The sequence below is a fragment of the Idiomarina sp. genome, from assembly GCF_048265525.1.
GTDB lineage: Bacteria > Pseudomonadota > Gammaproteobacteria > Enterobacterales > Alteromonadaceae > Idiomarina.
Genome location: NZ_JBLXBI010000003.1, coordinates 164,127 through 182,801, shown reverse-complemented (window position 1 = coordinate 182,801; position 18,675 = coordinate 164,127). Strand labels below are relative to the sequence as shown.

The 18,675-nt window shown below is 46.8% G+C and carries 19 protein-coding genes; 9 read left to right on the top strand and 10 right to left on the bottom strand.

Annotated features, from left to right (window positions below; translation table 11 throughout):
• Positions 1-21 precede the first annotated feature (21 nt).
• Positions 22-912, bottom strand: a complete 891-nt coding sequence (locus ACN0TF_RS08470; RefSeq protein ID WP_034822727.1) for a TIGR00730 family Rossman fold protein — start codon at positions 910-912, stop codon at positions 22-24.
• A gap of 77 nt (positions 913-989) precedes the next feature.
• Positions 990-1,436, bottom strand: a complete 447-nt coding sequence (locus tag ACN0TF_RS08465; RefSeq protein WP_417441574.1) for a GNAT family N-acetyltransferase — start codon at positions 1,434-1,436, stop codon at positions 990-992.
• Between the two features lie 132 nt (positions 1,437-1,568).
• On the opposite strand from ACN0TF_RS08465, the gene ACN0TF_RS08460 reads away from it, so the two are divergent.
• Positions 1,569-2,747, top strand: a complete 1,179-nt coding sequence (locus ACN0TF_RS08460) for an MFS transporter (protein WP_417441573.1) — start codon at positions 1,569-1,571, stop codon at positions 2,745-2,747.
• A gap of 135 nt (positions 2,748-2,882) precedes the next feature.
• Here ACN0TF_RS08460 and ACN0TF_RS08455 read toward each other — a convergent pair whose 3' ends face one another.
• A complete protein-coding gene (locus ACN0TF_RS08455) occupies positions 2,883-3,305 on the bottom strand; it encodes a secondary thiamine-phosphate synthase enzyme YjbQ (RefSeq protein WP_417441572.1) in 423 nt (140 codons plus the stop codon).
• Between the two features lie 86 nt (positions 3,306-3,391).
• Between ACN0TF_RS08455 and ACN0TF_RS08450 the strand changes: the two genes are divergently transcribed.
• Together ACN0TF_RS08450 and ACN0TF_RS08445 are read left to right on the top strand one after the other, a co-directional pair.
• Entirely contained in the window at positions 3,392-3,826 is a 435-nt protein-coding gene (locus ACN0TF_RS08450) for a nuclear transport factor 2 family protein (RefSeq protein ID WP_417441571.1), read from the top strand.
• A 26-nt stretch (positions 3,827-3,852) separates the two neighbouring features.
• Positions 3,853-4,131 (top strand): peptidylprolyl isomerase, encoded by a 279-nt coding sequence (locus ACN0TF_RS08445; protein ID WP_417441570.1) that lies wholly within the window; start codon positions 3,853-3,855, stop codon positions 4,129-4,131.
• On the opposite strand, the gene ACN0TF_RS08440 is transcribed toward ACN0TF_RS08445, so the two are convergent.
• Together ACN0TF_RS08440 and ACN0TF_RS08435 are read right to left on the bottom strand one after the other, a co-directional pair.
• Positions 4,128-5,570 carry a diguanylate cyclase gene (locus ACN0TF_RS08440; RefSeq protein ID WP_417441569.1) on the bottom strand — a complete coding sequence of 481 codons (1,443 nt, stop codon included), beginning with the start codon at positions 5,568-5,570 and terminating at the stop codon, positions 4,128-4,130. The genes ACN0TF_RS08445 and ACN0TF_RS08440 overlap by 4 nt on opposite strands.
• Positions 5,571-5,651: 81 nt before the next feature.
• A complete protein-coding gene (locus ACN0TF_RS08435) occupies positions 5,652-6,122 on the bottom strand; it encodes a hypothetical protein (protein WP_417441568.1) in 471 nt (156 codons plus the stop codon).
• 143 nt (positions 6,123-6,265) lie between these two features.
• Between ACN0TF_RS08435 and ACN0TF_RS08430 the strand changes: the two genes are divergently transcribed.
• Together ACN0TF_RS08430 and ACN0TF_RS08425 are read left to right on the top strand one after the other, a co-directional pair.
• Entirely contained in the window at positions 6,266-6,409 is a 144-nt protein-coding gene (locus ACN0TF_RS08430; RefSeq protein ID WP_417441567.1) for a DUF2256 domain-containing protein, read from the top strand.
• 228 nt (positions 6,410-6,637) lie between these two features.
• Complete coding sequence (locus ACN0TF_RS08425; protein WP_417441566.1) at positions 6,638-7,537, top strand: diguanylate cyclase domain-containing protein; 900 nt, start codon at positions 6,638-6,640, stop codon at positions 7,535-7,537.
• 63 nt (positions 7,538-7,600) lie between these two features.
• Here the strand turns inward: ACN0TF_RS08425 and ACN0TF_RS08420 are convergent, their stop codons facing one another.
• A complete protein-coding gene (locus tag ACN0TF_RS08420) occupies positions 7,601-9,469 on the bottom strand; it encodes a DUF885 domain-containing protein (protein ID WP_417441565.1) in 1,869 nt (622 codons plus the stop codon).
• Between the two features lie 99 nt (positions 9,470-9,568).
• The gene (locus ACN0TF_RS08415; RefSeq protein ID WP_417441564.1) at positions 9,569-9,865 is read right to left on the bottom strand and encodes a hypothetical protein; all 297 of its coding nucleotides are present in this window, start codon (positions 9,863-9,865) and stop codon (positions 9,569-9,571) included.
• 133 nt (positions 9,866-9,998) lie between these two features.
• Here ACN0TF_RS08415 and ACN0TF_RS08410 point away from each other — a divergent pair, with 133 nt between their 5' ends.
• On the top strand, positions 9,999-11,033 hold the full coding sequence (locus ACN0TF_RS08410; protein WP_417441563.1) for a sodium:calcium antiporter: 1,035 nt from the start codon (positions 9,999-10,001) through the stop codon (positions 11,031-11,033).
• A gap of 161 nt (positions 11,034-11,194) precedes the next feature.
• Positions 11,195-13,162, top strand: a complete 1,968-nt coding sequence (locus tag ACN0TF_RS08405) for a methyl-accepting chemotaxis protein (RefSeq protein ID WP_417441562.1) — start codon at positions 11,195-11,197, stop codon at positions 13,160-13,162.
• A gap of 197 nt (positions 13,163-13,359) precedes the next feature.
• Here ACN0TF_RS08405 and ACN0TF_RS08400 read toward each other — a convergent pair whose 3' ends face one another.
• Together ACN0TF_RS08400 and smrA are read right to left on the bottom strand one after the other, a co-directional pair.
• Positions 13,360-14,223, bottom strand: a complete 864-nt coding sequence (locus ACN0TF_RS08400; RefSeq protein ID WP_417441561.1) for a YicC/YloC family endoribonuclease — start codon at positions 14,221-14,223, stop codon at positions 13,360-13,362.
• Positions 14,224-14,252: 29 nt separating this feature from the next.
• Entirely contained in the window at positions 14,253-14,840 is a 588-nt protein-coding gene (gene smrA / locus ACN0TF_RS08395) for a DNA endonuclease SmrA (protein ID WP_417441560.1), read from the bottom strand.
• Positions 14,841-14,976: 136 nt separating this feature from the next.
• On the opposite strand from smrA, the gene rph reads away from it, so the two are divergent.
• Both rph and pyrE read left to right on the top strand, forming a co-directional pair.
• Complete coding sequence (gene rph, locus ACN0TF_RS08390; RefSeq protein WP_126782790.1) at positions 14,977-15,690, top strand: ribonuclease PH; 714 nt, start codon at positions 14,977-14,979, stop codon at positions 15,688-15,690.
• A 36-nt stretch (positions 15,691-15,726) separates the two neighbouring features.
• Entirely contained in the window at positions 15,727-16,371 is a 645-nt protein-coding gene (gene pyrE / locus ACN0TF_RS08385) for an orotate phosphoribosyltransferase (protein ID WP_417441559.1), read from the top strand.
• Between the two features lie 345 nt (positions 16,372-16,716).
• Here pyrE and ACN0TF_RS08380 read toward each other — a convergent pair whose 3' ends face one another.
• Positions 16,717-18,393, bottom strand: a complete 1,677-nt coding sequence (locus ACN0TF_RS08380) for a cyanophycinase (RefSeq protein ID WP_417441558.1) — start codon at positions 18,391-18,393, stop codon at positions 16,717-16,719.
• Positions 18,394-18,675: the final 282 nt, after the last annotated feature.

Here is an 18,675-nt window from a genome sequence, read left to right as displayed (position 1 = left end):
ACCAAGCGCAACGGGAGCAAGTTAACCTTTGCTCCCGTTTTTTAAGTCATAACAATGACAAATTGCCTGCCACGCGTCTTCCGCACTATCTACAATCTGGAACAAATCTAAGTCGTATTCTGCAATAGTGCCTTCTTCTACCAGTAAATCGAAATCGATTGCCCGACTCCAAAACTCAGAACCAACCAAAACGATAGGTACTGGCTCAGACTTTTTGGTTTGTACCAAAGTTAAGGTTTCGAATAACTCATCGAGTGTTCCAAACCCTCCGGGAAAAGCAACTAACGCACGGGCTCGTTGCAGAAAGTGCATTTTGCGAATAGCAAAATAATGAAATTGAAAGCAATATTCAGGCGTTATATATGGGTTCGGGCGTTGCTCATGAGGCAGTACGATATTCAGCCCAATACTTTCGCCTCCGGCTTCCATCGCACCACGGTTTGCAGCTTCCATTATGCCGGGACCACCGCCACTAACAATCATCAGGTTTTCTTCATCGTGCCTCAGGTTATGTTCAGTCGCAATACGCGAAAAATCCAATGCCTGCTGATAATAAGCGCTATTTTTTAATGCCCGCTGAGCACGCTTTAAGTTACCCTTTAAGCTGTCGTTATCCGGGTCTTCTGCTAATGCCTGCTCGGCCATTCGGGCATCATGCTGCGCCTGTTCGGGGGATAAAAATCGTGCACTACCAAACACAACAATGGTTGCGTCTATCTGATGCTTTTCGAGGGTTAACTGAGGCTTTAAATACTCCAGTTGCAAGCGTACCGCGCGCAAATCGTCCTGCAGTAAAAATTCATGGTCGGCAAATGCCAGCTTATACGAACCTTGCCCTTCTATCTTGGCAATAGATTCTTCAGACTGCTTTGCTGAAATTAAGCGGCGTCGATGTAATTCATTTTCTGTCATGGGAAGCCCGTATGCATAGATTTAGTGTTGACCAATAACGGCCAGTTTATCTTAAATACAGAGCAAAGCCTTTTGAATTATTCTCTCTCCAGCCGCATAGAGACCATGTCATTATTCTCGCCCACCTCTTGAAATCCCAAATCTTTATAAAGTGACCGGGCCGGGATATTTTCAGGATATACATTCAACGTAATAAACCGGGTTTGCTGCTGCGCCCAGGCATTTTCCAGTAATGCTTTTACAAACAACCGACCAACGCCTTGGCCTCTAACTTTCGGGTTAACAATAAGGCAGGCTATGTGAATACCGTTCTCTACTTTTTCATAGGCCTGAGCAAAACCAACCAGCTCTTCATTCTGATAAAACGTAAAAGTCCCGCGTTCGTTGCCTTTAATTTGTTGCCAGATAGCATCCGCCGGGCTGCCATACCGAACTTTATCGCCAAACCACAACCGGAACTCTGCGGCATTTTCAGGCCAGGTCAGCGCCATTTTTAACTCGTTGATTTCAGCTTTCTTTAACATCGCTCTTTATCTTAACAATGGGTTTTCAACGTAAATTATCACAGAAAAAAACCCAACGTCGCATTAGTTCGTTAACTAAGGTAATGTAAAGCCGATAAAAATAACCTCCTATAAGATGTAATTAACAGCGCCATGCTAAGCAATACCAAACTGCACCAGAAACTCGCTTTACCCTTAATTATTCTCTCTCAATTACTCGGTACTTCCTTGTGGTTCAGCATTAACGGAGTCTGGCATCCTTTATCGGCAGAACAGCAACTTACTGAGTCAGACTTAGGCGCTCTAACACTGGCCGTGCAGCTAGGCTTTATTATCGGCACTCTGACGCTGGCATTAACCGGGTTGGCTGACCGTTATCGGGCAAGTCAGATCTTCCTGTTCTCAAGCATGCTTGGTGCAGTCGTTAATGCACTCTTTATCCTTACCGTTGATATCGCCAGCATAGCCTGGTTGCTGCGCTTTTTAACCGGGCTGTGCTTAGCCGGAATTTACCCAATGGGAATGAAACTGGTGATATCCTGGGTGCCTCGTTACGCCGGCAGTGCACTTGCCTGGCTGTTGGCAATGCTGACTCTGGGCACGGCCTTGCCTCACCTCATGCGCGGCATAACTCTGGACTTTACATGGCAGATCCCGTTACTGGCATCTTCGCTATTGGCATTGCTTGGTGGTTTATTAGTGGGTTGGCTTGGTAGTGGGCCTCATTTACCTAGCGTAACGACACCCCACACTTTTCGTTCCGGATTACGCGCACTAATCCAACCTAAATTTCGTGCTATAGCCATAGGTTACTTTGGTCATGCCTGGGAACTCTATGCTTTTTGGATGCTGACACCTTTATTGGTATTGCACCCACTAGCGACCCTAAACTTGCCATTAAGTGCAGCGCCCTGGCTGGCATTCAGTATTATTGCTATTGGCAGTCTGGGCTGTATTGGCGGCGGTATCATGAGTAAAAAAATAGGCGGTTTACGCGTTGCCCGACTGGCTTTATTCAGTTCCGGTGCCATTTGCTTACTATACCCTTTAATGACAGGGCTTTCAGCAGGGTTAACTTTCGGTTTGTTACTATTGTGGGGCCTAACTGTTATCGCCGACTCCCCACAATTTTCGGCACTAGCCGCCCAGTTTGCGCCAAAGGAGAATATTGGCTCGGCACTAGCTATAATGAATGCTATTGGCTTTTCTTTAACACTACCGGCAATATGGCTAACCAGCAATCTGTGGTCTATACATAATGAATGGGTCACTTGGCTTTTACTGCCCGGCCCAGTTATTGGTTTATGGGCAATGCGTAAATTATCAGCATAGAGAAAAGACATGACGACAGAACAGAAAGACCAGCGTATCTACAAACACGGCATTTTCACCATTGTCGGGGTGATTGCTGCTTTAGCCCTTATTTTTCTTATTGCCAGGTTTGGCTAAGTGAGTACTAGCTCCCTCTCACTCACCCTGCAATGTCAAAACTAAAGTACGGCCGCCACCATGATCTCTATGTTCACATAGGTATATACCTTGCCATGTTCCCATATTCAAACCACCGTCGGTAACCGGAATCGTCACGCTACTTCCCAGAATACTGGACTTTAAATGCGCAGGCATGTCATCAGGACCTTCAAATGTATGCCGATAATAAGGCGCATTCTCTGGCACCATCTCATTAAAGTGGCTTTCGAAATCCTGACGGACTGTTGGATCGGCGTTTTCGTTGATGGTCAGCGATGCCGATGTGTGTTTTATAAATACGTTTAATAACCCAGCTTTAACCGAGCCGAGTTGCGATAAAGCTTGTTCTACTTCATGACTAATAAGATGAAAACCACGCGGCTTAGCCGCTAACCGAAGTTCCGTTTGTTTGATAAGCATTTGTAAACCTGTTTGCCGTATATCAGAGCTTGCCATATGCTGACAGCATACAGAAAATTAAAGTGAAACTTAAAGGAACACTGACGATGCGATACTTAATTATAGTTTTCAGCCTGCTATTCAGCAGTATAGTTTTAGCTCAAGAAAGTGTAGAGGAAGCGACAACGAAAGCTGTTGAGGGCTTTCTTTATGGCGCCAGCATCAATGACCACAAGGTTCACGATAACTTCTGGGCAGAAGAGCTAACTTACACTAGCTCGACTGGAAACCGCTTTGGAAAAGAACATCTCATGTCCGGCGTGAAAAGCTCAAAGACCAAAGTTCCGGAAGAAGTTGAAGTGTGGTACGAGGCCGAAGATATCGAAGTAAAGCAATTTGGTGACACTGTGGTTTTTAATTTCACACTAACCGCCGAAGAAGAAGGAAAAGTGACAAAATACTATTACAATACCGGCGTTCTTATTGAACGGGACGGTCGCTGGCAGGCTGTTAACTGGAACGCGACTGAAGTCCCTGAATAAAACCGATATAAACGCCGGGGGTAAAAATGGCAAGAGCACACGCATTACATATTTTAGTTGAAACTAAAGATGAAGCCGAAAAACTAAAAGAGCAACTTACCAAGGGTGCAAAATTTTCTGAGCTTGCACGTAAGCATTCACTTTGCCCATCGGGTAAAAAAGGTGGTGACTTAGGTGAGTTTAACCGCGGACAAATGGTTCCTGCTTTTGACAAAGTGGTGTTCGGCAAGCCCACTCTCGAAGTGCATGGCCCGGTCAAAACCCAATTTGGCTGGCACTTAATTAAGACGTTGTCTCGCAGCTAGCTAGCCGGGGCGGTGCCTGGCTCGCCGCCCCACGACCAAGTATCACGACCTTTATTCTTTGCCCGATACAACGCCTTATCTGCTCGTTCAAGACATTCATTAACAGTTTCATTTTCTACCAGACGCGCGCCACCTATGCTGCAAGTTAACTGAGACACAGGTTCAAAACTTTTTTGCCTAACCGAGATTAGTAAACGCTCACAAAGTAATTGAGCATCTTTCACATTGGTTTGTGGGCAAAAAATAACAAACTCTTCTCCGCCCCAGCGGGCAACAACATCGGTTGCTCTCACTTCCTGTCGCAGAACATCGGCGAATTGCCGCAGAATGTTATCTCCTACACTGTGGCCAAACTTATCATTTACTTGTTTAAAGTGGTCAACGTCGACAATCAACACGCAGGTGTCCCCCAGGTCTTCCACCCGTCTTTGCAGCTGCTGATTAAAATGATGCCGATTATAAAGCTGAGTCAGGGGGTCATGGCTAGAAGAATAGGACAGCTCTTTATTGGACGCTTCTAATTGTCGGCGCAACATTTCCAGCTCGTTATTCTGTCGCTGTAATTTACGGTTCATCCGCCACAGCATTAAAAAGTAAACCAAGGCTAAAACAAATACGACTCCGGTTACTGACGCGGCTTTCCAAATCAAGCGATAATCTGGCTCGTTCACTATTTTTACATTGCTCCAGCGCTGGTAAATATCCATACGTTGGCCATCATTAATTTCGCCTAATACGGTATTTATTGCTGGCAGCAAATATTCATATTGTTCAGTAACACCAACTCTTAAACGGTCTTCTAACAGAGTCCAGCCCGCTATTTTCAAATTATTAAGCTCGGCCGACTGAATGTAACTATTAGCAGATAGAATGGAAGTGATGGTGAGGTCGATATCTCCTTTTGATACCGCTATTAAAGCCTCTTTTTCATTCTCCATAAGACGGAATTCTATGGCGGGATAATAACGCTCCAGAAATTCCACCATGCGGTACCCCCGGGGCATACCTAATTTACGTTCGCCAATGTTGTCGACGTCTTGTAAAAAAGGTTGATTGTCGGTTGATACCAGAACATTCGGCGCAGAAAAGTATACCTCACTGAATTTAAGGTACTGGGAACGACTTTCTGATTCGTTTAGTATAGGTACTAAGTGGCATTTACCCTGTTGCAGAAACTCGAGCGTTTCCAGCCAGGTATCAGTCGGAATTAAGCGAAAGTCCACATTGAGTTTGTTTGCCAGAATAGCCAGATAATCAGATGAAATGCCAACGTGTTTTCCGTCACGAATCGCTTCGTAAGGAAGCCAGTCCGGGTCGACGCAATAACGGATTGTCTCCTGCTCAGCGCCTCGCGCCGCTTTACTTATGATGACAAGCAGCAATAAAGCGATAACAAATAGCAGTGAGACTCGGCCGGGGGCAACCCTTTTGGTTAGCATGGTTCATTTATAGTGATTATTATTTAGTCATCACTATAAATTGACTTAGATCTTTATACCACTAATTTTAGCGGACTGGATTTACTCATTTCCTGCTGGCTCAACGTCTTTCTCATTTTCAGGTTTTACGTAAATAGCAATGCCTTCTCCGGTTTTATCAGTCAAACCAAAAGCCTTACCCACACTCACTCCTAAGCCCAAGTTACCAGAGTATTTCCCGGCACCGGTGCCGACATAAACAGAGTTACCTTCTTTTTCACCCGTTTTTTGAAGCAAAATTCCATTCGCACCAACTTTTGCCGCTTCCTGTTTCAAGCGCTTTAATACAGCATCCATTTTCGCCTGCTCACCAAAGCTCCATGAGGAGTCGCTGGTTGCTTCAATTAAGGCGATTTCCTCATAGTTCTCTGGTTTCTCTAAATAGACTTTTACCTGTTCAGCCGGAATTTCCAGACGAGCATCCCCAATAAGCACGGAAGAAGATGGTGATGCACAGCCCGCCATTAACACCGCCAAAACAAAGATTAAACCATAGAAAATTTTGTGTTGCATAATACCGCTCTCGTTCTCAATTCCATCCTTAATCAATAGCACAGAAGTGAAGGTTTCACTCAACTCTTTCAATATCTTTAAGGAATCGTAGAATGCAGTTGGAATAAACGCTGTTCATGCGTTATTAAAAAAGGAGCTTTCAATTGGCGCACCAAAAGCCGCACCTACCCAGTAAGCTATGTCCGGTTTGCCAACGTCCGTTTGTCTGGCGTAAAAAATGGAAGGACTGCTGGGGCGAAGTTAAATACTGTTCTGAACGCTGTCGAAGGCAACGTCGTCAAAACTAGCGACAACCGTATTTCTTCCGTCAGCTTTGGCTTGATAAAGGTTTTTAGCCGCTTTTTTTCTATGCTAGCGCGGTTTTGTAAAGATTGGAATGTGTATACTGAACCTACGAACACAAAATTGCGTATTAGTCGCACAGGGAAAACCTGCTTAAAACAGTAGACAATGGTTTTACTTATGCGCAACCATGTCCATATTCCTATTTACACCAGTCGGGTCCTATATTTTCAATGAATAAAACCGCGTTCGCCGATCTTGCCGAATACATGGATTTGCTATTAGATGCGATTTGCGTCGTTAATAAGCAGCATCAATTCAGTTATTTGAGCCCAGGAGCGGCCCGTGTTTTTGGTTATGCCCCTGAAGAAATGATTGGTCATTCAATGTTTGACTTTATGCACCCCGATGACCATCAGGCAACCATGGCTGTCGCTCAACAAGTCAACTCAGGTAACGAGGTTGTTCAGTTCGAAAACCGATACATACGTAAAGACGGCTCTATAGTGCATCTGCTGTGGTCGGCGCGCTGGTCTGAACGAGACCAGATGCGAGTTGGCGTTGCTCGGGATATATCCGAACACAAACAACTTGAAGCAGAACGTGAAGCTTTAATAGCGCGCTTAGAACATATGGCACTGACCGATCCATTAACCCAGCTCCCCAACCGCGCACTATTTTATGACCGGGTTCGTACATCGCAAACACGAGCAGAACGGGATGGCGGCGGCCTGGGTCTGTTGTATTTAGATCTCGATAAATTCAAAGTTATTAATGATGCCTATGGGCACTCAACCGGAGACCAGTTACTGAAGGGAGTTGCTGAACGGATTGCAGCTTCAGTTCGTGCAACCGACACAGTAGCGCGCTTAGGTGGCGATGAGTTTGTAGTACTTATTGATGCGGTTCCGACAACAGATGAAGGAGTCGATATAGTGCGAACCGTTGCTGACAAAATTCATCAGGCAATGCAGGCACCATTAATACTGCCGCATGGAGAAGAGGTTGTTACCGCCAGTATGGGAATGGCTCTGTGGCCTAAACACGGCGACACCGTAGACACTTTAATAAACCGGGCAGATCAGGCTATGTATCAGGCCAAGCGCGACGGTGGGAATCGACTGAGTGAATAACCAATGAAAGCAGCGCATCATCACAGAGTTAGTGCGATGATGCGCTGTATTTAGAGAAAAGGTCTAAGAACTTTTCGTTTCGCTAATATAGTCGTTAACGAATTGCTCAAGTACATTAAGTGGTACCGGACCACTACCCAGCACAACGTCATGGAACTCACGAATATCAAAGGCATCGCCAAGCTCTGATTTGGCTTTTTCACGCAATTCCAGAATCTTGATCATACCAATTTTGTACGCAGTTGCCTGACTTGGCATGACAATATGACGCTCAACCATTTTTACGGCATCGGCTTTCGCGTTCGGCGTATTGTTCACGTAGAAATCGATCCCCTCTTCACGAGTCCATTTTTTGTCATGGATACCAGTATCCACTACCAAACGAACCGCACGCCACAGTTCCATCGCTAAACGACCAAAGTCGGAGTAAGGGTCTTCATAAAGGCCAATCTCTTTTGGAAGTTTTTCGGTATAAAGCCCCCAACCTTCGGTATACGCGGTATAACGACCATACTTTCTGAAGCTCGGAATACCTTCCAGCTCCTGCGCCATTGCAATTTGCATATGGTGGCCAGGAATGCCCTCATGATAGGCCAAGGCTTCCATCTGATACGTCGGCATAGATGACATATCGTACAGGTTAGCGTAATAAATTCCCGGACGTGAACCATCCATTGACGGCTGCTGATAGAAAGCTTTACCCGCAGATTTCTCGCGGAAAGGCTCTACCGCTTTTACCGTTAACTCAGCTTTTGGCTTATTAAGAAACAGTTCGTCAAGACGCCCACGCATATTGTCAATGTAGGCGGTCGCTTCATCTAAGTAGCGCTGACGACCTTCTTCAGTACTAGGGTAAGTAAAGTCGTCACTGTTGCGCATATGCACAAAGAATTCCTGGAGCGTGCCGTCAAAGCCAACTTCCTTCATAATGCCGCGCATTTCTTCATGAATACGCTCTACTTCGTCCAGACCAATTTGATGAATTTCATCTGAAGTGAGGTCAGTCGTGGTGGTACGCTTCAGCGCGTTATTATAAAAAGCTTCGCCATCAGGAAATTTCCAGGCACCGTCTTTGGTATCGGCTTGCTCAGCAATACCTTCCACAGAGGTGATCAAGCTTTCATAAGCCGGTTTTACCGATTCCAGCATCGCTTTTTTCGCTGAATCTAAAAGCTCATCGCGCTGGCTGTCATCAATATCTAAGCTGTCTATTTTCTTAGAAAAATCTGCCCATAACGCGCTGGGCTCACCATCATCAAACGGCGCACCGGTAATGATATTTTCGCTGTCGCTAATGACATAAGGATAAACGAACTTAGGTGCGATAATACCTTTCTCAGCCCGCAATTCCAGGTTCTCTGCCAACTGCTCAAATAATTCCGGCAGACCATTAAGACGCGCAATATAGTCTTCTGCGTCATCTACTTCGCTAATACCGTGCTGATTAATTAGCAACGAGGCAACGCTGGAGTGCATACCAAACATTTGATTAACTGGGTAGTTATAATGACGCCATTTAAAGTCAGCAATGTCGTTTTCCAGCTTCTGCTTCATTAGAGTCCAGCTAATTTTAGTCTGCTCATTCAGTTTAGACTCATCAATAGCCATTACCCGTTCCAGCTGTGCTTTCTGAAACTCTAGATCTTCTTTTGCGCGCTCTTCAGAAATATCGTCCCATTTATCCTGATCATCTTTAATGCCAAGGTAAGACTGATACATTGGGCTGCGCATGACCGTTATCATGAAAATATCTTCAAACAGCTTATTAGCCTTTTCCGATTCGGTTTGCTCCGCATTCTGGGTAGCATTTTCAGTCGTCGCTGTTTTCGACTCCGCAGTTCCCGTCGTCGCTTCTTCTTTGGAAGCGTCAGAGCAGGCTGTTGTCATTAACACTAGCGAGACCGCCAGCGCTATCTTTTTATATTCAAACATGTGTTCTCTCCTTTAGGTTTATAAACTTACATATCTGTTGTAGCACAGTATGTCAACGCAGACACGACCGCAGGGTAAATTGTTAAGGCAGGCAGTGACTTATTGCAGTCTATGTTCCCGGCAGGCTTCAATTTGCGCTGCGGGCAAGGGCTCACCTATTACCGGTTCAAGTGCTAATTGCACTTTTGGGATCAGCGCCCGAAACTCCGTCAGCAAAACTTCTTCGCTTACGCTTTCATTAAACACAAGTGTCACCTTTAAGCTTTGCGGAAAGCGCTGGTAGTTCACTTCATGAGTCAGCCAGATAAAGCCCTCATGATCAAACTTTGCGGCTTCGCACATTTGAGTCAATTCGCGGATTATCTCGCGCTCAAGTTTTTTGTCCGTTTTTCGCATAGAAATCCCCTTCATAGCTTTGTAGGCGCAGGATAACCTATAACAACCTAGTTAAGACAGAACACCACCGCGTTTGACCCGCCTACTCAGCTAGCTATACTCATTTTATCAGTCGTCATAAGGGGCTTGGTATTTGTTAAACCCTGATAACTGGACGTTATTTCAAGGACTAGCGGTATTTGGGGTTTGCGCTCTGGTTATCGCTATTACCGGAACCCGTATTACACGTATTGTTGACCAGCTTGCTGACCGCACCGGTATTGGTGAAGCCGCAGCAGGCGCGGTGTTACTGGGTGCGACAACATCCATTGGTGGCTCCGTGCTGTCCGTTACCGCAGCCTGGAACGGTAATGCCGAGTTGGCCATGAGCAATGCCCTGGGCGGTATTGCGGTACAAACCTTATTCCTGGCGGTAGCCGATATGGTCTACCGCCGCGCGAATCTTGAGCATGCCGCAGCATCGGTTCCAAACATGATGCAAAACGCACTCCTTATAGTCCTGCTCTCGCTCATTCTTATGGCCCCGCTGCTGCCTAATGTTACCGTCTGGGGTCTTCACCCGGTCACGCCCATACTTTTTCTTGTTTATATCTACGGTATTCACCTAGTGCACCGGGCACACAGTGCGCCAATGTGGGCACCGACCAAAACCCGCGAAACGCGTGAAGACAAGCCGGATGATACAAGCCAAATACCATCAATGGTGAGACTGACCAGCGAGTTCTTTGTCCTGTTTGTCGTGCTCGGATTCGCAGGTTATATGCTCGAACCTTCAGCAACCATTATTGCAGCAGAGACTGGACTGACTCAAACAGTGGTGGGCGTTATGCTAACAGCCATTAGCACCTCAATTCCTGAACTGGTTACTTCCATCGCTGCCGTCCGGCGCGGCGCCTTAACCCTGGCGGTAGGCGGTATTATTGGTGGCAACGCGTTTGACACCCTATTTACCGCCGCATCAGATATTGCCTACCGCGGCGGGTCGATTTATCACACCATGACCGACGGTACCTTGTTCTGGGTGTGTCTGACGGTGTTGATGTCCGCTATTTTAATCATGGGCCTCATTCGACGTGAACGCGAAGGTCCCGGTCGTATTGGCCTGGAAAGCGTACTTATCACTATGCTTTACCTTGGCGGGGCGTGGCTGTTGCTAGGTCAAATTTAGTCGGCGGCTTGCCTATTTCTACGATAAAGCACCTAATTTATTTCAGCTTTTCTTTAAAGTGACCGATAAACAGTTCTATAGGGTGCCAACGCAAATTTTGATTGACTTAAATCTAACCTATAATCAATCTTAACATAATATTAACAAGGTTCAGGGTGGCTATGAATATCTCAAAAAAACTTACTCTGTCATTCTTCAGTACAGTGTTTCTGCCCATCATCATTATATCGACCATTCTGATACTTCAAATTCGGGATCAAGCAGTAGAAGACTTTGAAACCACGACATCTCGCGAAGTTAAGCAAGTTGATAACGCCATTCAAATTCTATTCAGAGAAATAGAGCAAAACCTGAATTTCATCGCCCAGGAGCCACTGATTAATCAGGCTGTCCCTAATGCACGTGCCTATTTGTCGAACCCTGAAGGAACGCAAATGGACTCATTAAATGAGTCTAAAGAAGAAGCTGCCGTATTTAATTTCTATACCCGCTTCGCTAAAACACATCCGAGATTGGCCTATCTTTACTTAGGTACAGCCAACGGCGGCTACATTCAGTGGCCACAGGGCCCGCTCAGCAAAAACTACGACCCAAGAACTCGCCCATGGTATGAGGCCGCCATACAGGGAGAAGGCGAAATAGTGCGAACCGATGCCTATTACTGGGCTGCGGACGACGCCGTTATCGTCTCAACCGTCAAAGCTTTGAAACAAAATGGCAAGCTGGTCGGAGTACAAGGCATGGACGTGTCTTTAGCTCAACTGACGGATCTCATCGCCGACGTCAAGATTGGAGAGTCAGGCTATTTGATGCTTGTTGAGGACACAGGAACCGTTTTAGTTGATCCTAAATATTCTGACAATAACTTCAGTAATATTGACGATGTCTATAACGGAAACTTTGCCCAAATAAGCAAACAGTCTGACCAAAACCAAGTCGGTCAGGTTGTTATAGACAACGACAATTACTTAGTTAACACCTACATTTCCGACAAACTCGGTTGGCAGTTTATTGGCTTAGTGAAAGAAAGTGAGGTGATGAATAGCGCCAACCAGTTAACCTGGGTTATTGTCGCCGTCGGAATCATTCTGATTCTTCTATTTACCTTACTGGGCTGGTACTTATCTAAAGTCATATCCACTCCTATTGTAAACGTATCCAATAAGCTGTCAGAGATAGCCGAGGGCGGCGGGGACCTGACGCAACGGATTGAAGTTTCAACCAACGACGAAACACGCGATCTTGCAGACAACTTTAATCAATTCCTTTTGTCCATTAACCGACTGGTCAAAGACATTAATAATGCATCTCTTCAGGTCAGCGATAACGCAGAAATTAATAAGCAATTGTCGGAAGAAATCACCGACTCAGCAGGTAAGCAACAACAGTCACTGGAAATGGCATCGAGTGCCGTGGATGAAATGGCTTCTGCAGCAGACGAAGTCGCCGCCAGTTGTTCACGGGCGGCAGACTTGGCCCGGGAAACACAGGATTCTGCGAACAACGGCGTTCGTATTATCAAGGAAAACAATGACAGTGTTGCCGAGCTGCGCAACTCACTTGAACAAGCCGAAACCAACCTTCAGGCATTGCAGGAAGGCAGTGAGTCGATGGTCTCTATCATTAGAACGATTAGAGATATTTCAGAGCAGACCAATTTACTGGCACTTAACGCTGCCATTGAAGCCGCTCGCGCCGGTGAACAGGGACGCGGCTTTGCGGTCGTTGCAGACGAAGTGCGGGAATTATCGCGGCGAACCGCAGATTCAACCACTCAAATATCGGATCAGCTCGAAAACTTCAAGAGTACATCTCAGTCTATTGTTGACGTCATGAAAGCCAATATTGGGCGTTCTCAGCAAGCCGCGGATAAAGCCGATCAGGCACAAAGTGAGTTTTCGGGAATTGTGCAATCTATCGCCCACATCAGCGATCAAAACGCACAAATAGCGACCGCAGCCGAGGAACAACAATCGGTAGCGGAAGAAATTAGTCGAAATGTCAGTGAGATTAAAGGTTCCGCCGATACCATAGCTGACGTTGCGCAGCGTGCCAGTGATAGCAGTCAGTCGTTGGAGCAGCAATCAAGCGCATTATCAACACTGGTTAGGAAGTTTAAGACGGACTAAGTGATGGAGTGTGGGTATGACTTTTGCTGCCACCCTGTGTTCAGCTAGCATTTAGGCTACCAGAGCTATCCGCTTATACTTGCTAATTACTTTATTTTACTCTCGTCGTGAGCCGAATAGTAGATATATTCGGCTCACTTTCCAAACATTGGTCAAGCTATGCTTGTAGAACGTGAAGTGATGGAGAGGTAAGTAGGTTACTCTATATTCTGGATCTGCTCCCTCATCTGCTCAATCAAAACCTTCAATTCTACCGCAGCAGCGGTAATATCAGAGTTGATAGACTTAGAGGCGAGGGTGTTTGCTTCGCGGTTGAACTCTTGCATCATAAAATCAAGACGGCGTCCGCAAGGGCCGCCTTTTTTCAGTATTTTGCGGGCTTCTTCCACATGCGCGTCTAAGCGATCGAGCTCTTCGGCTACGTCGGTTTTCTGCGCCAGCATGACCATTTCCTGTTCAACGCGTTGCTGGTCGAGCTCTACTTTGGCTTCTTCAAAACGGGTTAGTAAGCGCTCACGTTGCCAGGCCATAACTTCCGGCATGCGTTCACGCACAAAAGCTACCTGCGTGGTCACACCGTCTAAGCGTTCCTGCAGCATTTTATCAATGGCTGCGCCTTCACTTTTGCGGTTCTCGATAAAGTCGTTGGTGGTCTTTTCCAGAGCAGCCAGAACGTCTTTTTGCAGCTCGTCCATGTCCTGGTCCTGAGCGGCGACTACGCCGGGCCATTTTAGAACATCAATAGGGTTTAACTGGCCTGCGGCAGAATGCTGGCTCACCCACTTGGCGCTGGCAATGACGCTTTTTGCCAGGTCTTCGTTAATCGACAAAGCGCTTTGCTGGGCTTCATCTACCTGCAGGCTCAGCTTGCACTCAACTTTGCCGCGCTGCAGCTTTTTACGAAACTGTTCGCGTAATGAATTTTCCAGTGAACGGAAGGTTTCCGGTAAACGAAAGTAAGTTTCCAGATACCGTTGGTTAACGGAACGAATTTCCCAAACTGCGGTGCCCCAGTCGGCTTTTTGCTCGTAACGAGCATAGCCAGTCATACTTTGAATCATGTCGGTTCCTTTAAAACGAATCGTTTCTGTTACCGCTTAGCGTGCTTTTCACGGTTCTTTTGTTTCTGTTCGGCGTTCTTTTTCATCATTATGTAGGCTGCGCCGCGGCCTCCATGGGGTCGCTGTGCGCTATGAAACGCCAGTACCGGCTCCAGCTCGCGCAACCACTTATTCACGTAACTTTTTATCAGTGCCGGATGCGGCTTTGTGTGCTTGCCCATGCCGTGGATGATTAAAGCCGTACGTACACCCGCGCCGTGACAATCTTTCACAAAGTTAAACAGTGCCGTGCGCGCCTCTGCCAACGTATGGTGGTGCAAGTTCAAACTGGCTTCCATGCTGTAACGCCCCTGTTTAAGGCGTTTATAAACTCCAGCCTGAACACCATCGCGATGAAACTCAATAACATCGTCCGGCTCAACTAAGTCCACATATTCGGTCGATAAAAAGTTTTCGTTTTCAGCTTCTTCTGCCTCAGCAGCGCGGCGACGCTCTTTTTGCGCCAGCGTGGGTTCAAAAGCCTGCTTAATATCCGCAACTTCTTCACCCGCCAAGGGCGTTACGTCAGTCATTTCCTGACGAAACAGCTCAAATTCTTCATCATCTGAACGCGACATACTGCCTCCCGCTCATATTCTTTTACTCGGTCTAGTGTAATACGTTGCTGCGCGAATCGCGATCCATTAATCGTGCAATTCTGCTACAATTGCGCTCAATTTATACATCGCGACATTCACTCAGTAAGGAGATGACATGCGTCCAAGTGGCCGTACGGCACAACAAATTCGACCGGTAACCATTACCCGTAACTTTACCAAACACGCAGAAGGCTCGGTTTTAATTGAGTTTGGCGAAACCAAGGTGCTTTGTAATGCATCGGTAGAGCGCGGCGTTCCGCGCTTTTTAAAAGGTAAAGGCCAGGGCTGGGTTACCGCTGAATACAGCATGTTACCACGCGCAACGCATACCCGTTCTGCCCGCGAAGCATCACGCGGTAAGCAAGGCGGTCGTACCTTAGAAATTCAGCGCTTAATTGGCCGTTCACTGCGTACCTGCATCGACATGAGCGCATTAGGCGAACACACCATTACTATCGACTGTGACGTGATTCAGGCCGACGGCGGCACACGTACCGCGTCTATCACTGGCGCTTGTGTGGCGTTAGTTGACGCGCTGAACTGGATGCGCGGCCAGGGCATGGTCAAAGTAAACCCACTAAAAGAAATGGTCGCAGCAATTTCAGTCGGGATTTTAGACGGAGAACCGGTCAGCGATCTGGAATACATCGAAGACTCAAAAGCCGATACCGACATGAACATTGTCATGACAGAAGCCGGCAAGTTTATCGAAATTCAAGGCACAGCCGAGGGCGAAGCCTTCAGTTTTGACGAAATGAACAGCCTGGTTGAAATGGCGCGTCACAGTATTCGCGAGTTAATTGATATTCAGAAACAAGCTTTAGCGTAAGCTTCAGTATAAAAGTAAGCGAGGAATAAGCAGGCAATGAAAGCGTATCAAAAAGAGTTTATTGAGTTTGCCATAGAGCGTGGCGTATTAAAGTTTGGCGAGTTTACCTTAAAGTCCGGGCGCACCAGCCCGTACTTTTTTAACGCGGGGCTTTTTAATAAAGGTTCTGACCTCGCCCGCTTAGGCCGCTTTTATGCCGCCGCGCTGGTCGACTCCGGTATTGATTTTGATGTGCTTTTTGGCCCGGCTTACAAAGGCATTCCTATTGCCACTGCCACAGCGGTTGCCTTATACGACCACCATCAGAAAGACACCCCATATTGCTTTAACCGCAAAGAAAAGAAAGATCACGGCGAAGGCGGTAACCTGGTTGGCTCAGCGCTGGAAGGCAAAGTGATGCTCGTGGATGACGTGATCACCGCAGGCACAGCTATTCGCGAAGCTATGGAGATTGTCGAAGCAAACGGCGCGGAACTGTCCGGTGTGCTCATTGCTCTGGACCGTCAGGAAAAAGGCAAAGGTGAGCTATCGGCTATTCAGGAAGTTGAGCGTGATTTTGGCGCTCAGGTGGTCAGCATTGTAAGCTTAAATGATGTCATCAACTTCTTGAAAGATGACGACACCTTTAAAGAATATCTTCCCAAGGTTGAAGCTTATCGCGCCGAGTTCGGCGTCGCCTGATACGTATTCCGTTGCCTGACATTCATGTCAGGTGGAATATCGGACCGGACGTAAACGTCAGGCTATCAGGAAAACGGCAATAAGTGATTATTCCCTCTCCTCAAAGTGTGTGGCGCCAGGGATGGGTTCACGGCGTCTTTCAGGTGAGGGGACAATCGCCAACCGTTTTCATTCGCGCCAGTTGGGATATCGGGGAAATAAGAGTGCGCCTACGGTTGCGAGGGGCCTTATGGAGGTGTGCAGCGCCATGGATGGCGCTGCTCAAGCCCTACAAGGATGTATTCACGGGCGTCCTCCAAAAGACCCCTTGTAACCTCAGCACTCGTTTCCCCGGTTTCCCAGCCGTTACAGCTGCTCCTGTGGCTGCCAGGCAATACCAATGCTGCCGTTTACAATCTGGCATTCGCCACCTGAAGACTGTACGCGACTGGATTCCCCGCGCTGCGCAATTAAGCGAAAGTCTTTATTCAACAAGCTAACCTGCTTACGCTCACCACACAAAATACGCATGGAATCGATTAACCCACGGTCGCTGAGAAAGTTGGTTGTCGGCTCTTCCTGAACCACATCATCACCTTCCGCAAATTCGGCGGTTTGTAATCCATACGGAGAGATAACCCCCGATGCTCCGGCGACCAGATAATGAAACGTAGCAGCTACGGCATTATCGGTTCCTTGTGCATCTTCCACCATAAATGCGCCACGCTCGCCAATAATGTTGAAAGCACCGCTCTCTAAATTCACTTCCATTGCGGTATTTTCGTCAATACCAATAGACAACGGCGTTGAGCTCGAAGCCGCCAAACGCATTAAGCGTCCCTGACGTCCACGCTCAGAAAACCCAGTATCCAATGTGGCATAGTGAAACAAACTTAACCCACCCAGCGGATGGTAAGTCAGACTATCCGGCCCAACATTCGGCGGACAAGTGGTGTCTAAATCACATCCAAAAGGAGGTGGATCAGAAGCAATAGCCCCCTCTTTTATAGCCTGAGCCGTTGAGCCATTAGAAATCATAGGCTTGGACGTCATAACCGCTGTGCCGGCACCCATTCCACCAATAACCACTTCCTTTTGTTGCACGGCTGCAATAATTGTCTTCAGCACGTCGCCGGGTTCATTATTCGCCTTAATAAAGGTTGAGCGACTAAGGTTCTGATCGCCATCATTAAAAAACAGTCCGTCGGCGTCGGCTAGCATCTCTGCGGCCGCATCAGAATCTTTACAAAATGCGACTTGCTCCTGATACCGGTCTTTATGCACCCGGTCACGTTCATAAGCACCTAATTGCTTTTGCTGAATTTTTGCCAATTCATCGCAACGACCTTCACGCTGAGCTTTGGCTAAGGCTGAATCCAGCGGCAACCAATGTACCTCTGCTCCCAGCTGTTCAAATACACTATTGTAAAAATCTATCTCATCGTACGGGTTACGTGATGCCGACGTCAGGAAGTACACTTTCGGCTTCTGATCCTCTCCGGCAACCGATTGAGCCATTTCAACAAAGCGCTGAAAAATCGCTTTTGACTCACCTTTGAGGTTTTCATCCAAATTAACCACTTCTCGTGCAGAATCCGGAACCGGTAGCTCAATTAAATCAATAATCCGATTCCACTCTGCATCTGACAACGAGTTATAAAGCTGCTGTGTCGCCCGCCGGGTAAACTCACGCAGAAAAACCCTCTCAGGAACAATGTCCTCTTTTAAACGGTCGTGAATTAACTCCAGCGCGTCAGCGACTTTTTTACGAGTCTCTTCACGGTAAGTAGGCCAAACCGATTCCGCCGTTGCCTTCGAACGAAACTTTTTCGACAGGTTTAAATATCTGTCGGTACGCATCGTTTCCTTATCTATCCAGTCAACGTCATCACAGTTATCCGACGCGAAACTGGAACAGGCCGTCAGGCCACCACCAGCCAACAATAAATGCCGGTACGTATCATCATCGGCAGCATTTGACGGTGTAGCAAAAGCTGATGACAATGCCGCCAAAGAGAGCAAGGAAAACAACGACTTAACCATAAATAAAACCCCTAGTTACCGACGGCTTTCACCGCTAGAATATTTCAACTAACAAAATCAACAGGCTGCAACGCTAGAGCGTTAACGACCTAACTGTCAAATATAGGACAATAGATTAACGCATTTATTATAGACAGACCTAAAATTCTCGCAGAATTAACTTATGTAATAAGCTATAGTAAAGCCACTGTTAACAAATATAAGTATATGAAAATAAATAATTTTCAGGGCTCGTGACGAGCATCTGAACACTGCTATACTAACCCTCTTTTATGAAATAAG